The 3,216-nt window shown below is 69.5% G+C and carries 3 protein-coding genes and 1 pseudogene; 2 read left to right on the top strand and 2 right to left on the bottom strand.

Annotated features, from left to right (window positions below; all coding sequences use genetic code 11):
- Both VGF12_RS12900 and VGF12_RS12895 read left to right on the top strand, forming a co-directional pair.
- Positions 1-187 (top strand): hypothetical protein (locus VGF12_RS12900; RefSeq protein ID WP_331176441.1); only part of this gene is annotated, 187 nt, incomplete at its 5' end.
- A gap of 88 nt (positions 188-275) precedes the next feature.
- The gene (locus VGF12_RS12895; RefSeq protein ID WP_331176440.1) at positions 276-2,156 is read left to right on the top strand and encodes a methyl-accepting chemotaxis protein; all 1,881 of its coding nucleotides are present in this window, start codon (positions 276-278) and stop codon (positions 2,154-2,156) included.
- A 76-nt stretch (positions 2,157-2,232) separates the two neighbouring features.
- On the opposite strand, the gene rpiA is transcribed toward VGF12_RS12895, so the two are convergent.
- Together rpiA and VGF12_RS12885 are read right to left on the bottom strand one after the other, a co-directional pair.
- Entirely contained in the window at positions 2,233-2,892 is a 660-nt protein-coding gene (gene rpiA, locus VGF12_RS12890) for a ribose-5-phosphate isomerase RpiA (protein ID WP_331176439.1), read from the bottom strand.
- Between the two features lie 52 nt (positions 2,893-2,944).
- Positions 2,945-3,216 (bottom strand): annotated as a pseudogene (locus tag VGF12_RS12885) (glycoside hydrolase family 16 protein); the annotation flags it as partial.

Below are 3,216 nucleotides of genomic sequence, written 5' to 3'. Positions count from 1 at the left end.
GCAGGCCGGCCTGGTCGTTTGCACGGCCCTCGGCTCCCGCGGCATCGGCTGGGCCGCGCTGGCCGGGCGCCTCGTCGCCGCCCTGGCCCTGGGCTCGCCGCGCCCCCTCGAGGCCGACCTGCTGGACGCCGTGGACCCGCTGCGCTTCGTACTGCGGCGCGCGCGGCGTGCAATAGCAGCGGTTTAGCTGTGGTTTCGCAGCCCTGAAGTGCTGGTCAGGCCGTGGCGCGGGGGCAAACTCGCCCGCTGTTGCAGAGGCACACAGAGGAAATTCCATGTTCAACGGTTTGCTGGGATCGCGCAGCATTGCGCAACGCCTAACCCTCGTGCTCGGGGTGGTGTTGCTGATTTCATTCATCGGTTCGGCCATCGGCTTCTTCGCGCTGAACCGCGTTGCCGCGCAGTCGTCCGTGATGTATGGCGACTACCTGCTCGCCGAGCGCAACGCGACGGAGTACTACCGGCTGGTCAGCGGCGGCGAGGTGCGCTCGATGGCCATCGCACTGTCGAGCGACCTGACCCTGGGCGACCAGATGGCCGCGCACGCGACGAAGTCCACGGAGGCGGCCAACGAGATCTTCAAGAAGATCGAGCCGCAGATGGACACCGAGGTCGAGAAGGCCTTGATGAAGACGCTGGACCAGGCCCGCTTGGGCTACCGCGCCGCCCGGGAGTCCCTGACCAAGGCCAAAAAGTCGGGCAACGAAGCCGCCGCCCAGCAGGCCTACGAGAACGAGTTCAAGCCCGCCGTCACCAAGCTGACCGAAACCACGCTGGCGATCGTGAAATCCCAGCGCGACCAGCTCGACGCCTCCGCCAGGGAACTGGAAAGCGCCAACGCCCGGGCCCGCACCAGCTTGGTCGTGTTCGCGCTGATCGCGCTGGCCCTGGGGGCCTGGTTGGCCCTGGCGCTGGGCGCCTCCATCACGCGCCCGCTGCGCCGTGCGGCCGAGGTGGCCGAGGCGATCGCCCATTTCGATCTGACCCGTGACATCCCGGCCGGCGGCAACGACGAGGTCGGCCGGCTGCTCAAGGCGCTGCAGGGAATGCAAAGCGCACTTCAGAAGCTCATCGGCGAGGTGCGCGGCGCAGCCGACAGCATAGGCACGGCCAGCAACGAGATCGCCACCGGCAACCTGGACCTCAGCCAGCGCACGGAGCAGACGGCCAGCAATCTGCAGAACGCAGCGTCGTCCATGTCCGAGCTGACCGGCACCGTCAAGCAAACGGCCGATGCGGCAATGACGGCCAACCAACTCGCCAGCTCGGCCGCCTCGGTGGCGCAGCGCGGCGGCGAAGCCGTGTCCCAGGTCGTCGCGACCATGGACGAGATCAGCCAGAGTTCGCGCAAGATCAACGACATCATCGGCGTCATCGACGGCATCGCCTTCCAGACCAACATCCTGGCGCTGAACGCGGCTGTGGAAGCAGCACGCGCGGGCGAACAGGGCCGCGGCTTCGCGGTCGTGGCTGCTGAAGTGCGCTCGCTGGCGCAGCGCTCCGCGGGCGCGGCCAAGGAAATCAAGACGCTGATCGGTGCCAGTGTGGAACGCGTGGATTCGGGCACCCAGCAGGTGCAGGCCGCCGGTGCCACGATGACCGAGATCGTTGCCAGCGTGCAGCGCGTGACCGACATCATTGGCGAGATCAGTGCTGCAGCGCGCGAGCAGAGCGAGGGCATCGGCGTCGTCAATGGCTCCGTCGTGCAGCTCGACCAGATGACGCAGCAGAACGCCGCGCTGGTGGAGGAATCCGCTGCCGCCGCGGAGAGCCTGCGCGAGCAGTCGGCCCGCATGGCCGAAGTCATCAGCGTGTTCAGGCTGGGCAGCTCGACGCAGCGCGCTCCTGCGCTCAAGGCGCCGGCAGCCGCAGCGCCGGCCGCACCAAAACCGGCCTCCCCCAAGCCGGCCGTTGCGAAGCCGCTCACCAAGCCGGCCGTCAAGCCGGGCATCAAGTCCGTCGCCGCCAAGAAGGCCTCCACGACGGTCGCCAAGCCCGCCCCGCAGCCGGCAGCGGCGCCCAAAGCCGTGGCCAGCCCCAAGCCGGCCGCGGCGGCCCCGAAGGCCAAGCCGGCCGCAGTCACCGCCGTTGCGCGGCCCGCGCCTGCGCCCGCTCCTGCGTCGACCGCCGACGACGGCGACTGGGAAACCTTCTGAAGCTCGCGGCGGCGCCGCGGCCATGACAAAGGGGCGCCCTCTGCGCCCCTTGTCGTTCAGCCGGCGAACACCGAGCTCAGAATTTCAGCGTCCGGACGCCATCCGCGCTGCCCAGTAGGCAGACCTGCGCCCGGTGGCGTGCGAAAACCCCCACCGTGACGACGCCGGGCCACTGGTTGACCTCGGTCTCGAAGGCCAGCGGGTCGGTGATGGACAGCCCCGTCACGTCGAGAATGTGGCCACCGTTGTCGGTGACGACGCCGGTGCGCAGCTTGGCGTCACCGCCGAGCTTGGCGAAGCGGCGCGTCAGCTGGGCTGCCGCCATCGGGATGATCTCCACCGGCAGCGGAAACTTGCCGAGCGTGCCCACGAGCTTGGAGGCGTCGGCGATGCAGACAAAGGTCTGGGCAAGGTCGGCGACGATCTTCTCGCGAGTGAGCGCGGCGCCGCCGCCCTTGATCATGAAGCCTTGCCCGTCGATCTCGTCGGCGCCGTCGATGTAGACGGCCAGGCTGGTCACCTCGGCCGCATCGAGCACCTTGATGCCGTGCTTGAGGAGACGCTGCGTGGAACGCTCCGAGCTGGACACCGCGCCGGGGACGGCTACCCCGCTGGCGGCGAGGGCGTCGATGAAGCAGTCCACCGTCGAGCCGGTGCCGACGCCGAGGATCTGGCCGGCGGGGACGTAGTCCAGGGCCGCGCGGCCGACGAGTTGCTTGAGCTGGTCTTGGTTCATGGCGCCGATTTTCGCGGATGGCGCGGGTCACCCCGCGCCATCCGCTTTCCGGCTACTTGATGAGCAGCTTTTTCGCCGCCGAGTCCGCCGCCAGTTGGCGCGCGTTGTCCCAGGCCGTGAAGCGGTACTCGACCACGTCGCCCCGGGCCAGGCCACCGGCGGTGTAGCGGCTGGTGCTGCCGTCCTGGCGCATGCGCACCGTGCGGGCGTCGCCGCCGTTGACGGTGTAGTGCACGTCCACCCAGCCCGAGGCCGTGGCGTTGAACTCCAGCGTGCCGGCGCCGGTCTGGGCCGCCGTGCCCGACACCGCCGCGGCCGGCGCAG

Source organism: Roseateles sp. (assembly GCF_036404855.1).
Lineage (GTDB): Bacteria > Pseudomonadota > Gammaproteobacteria > Burkholderiales > Burkholderiaceae_C > Pelomonas.
Note: the sequence above shows the minus strand (reverse complement) of the source record. Positions and strands in the feature narration are given on the sequence as shown.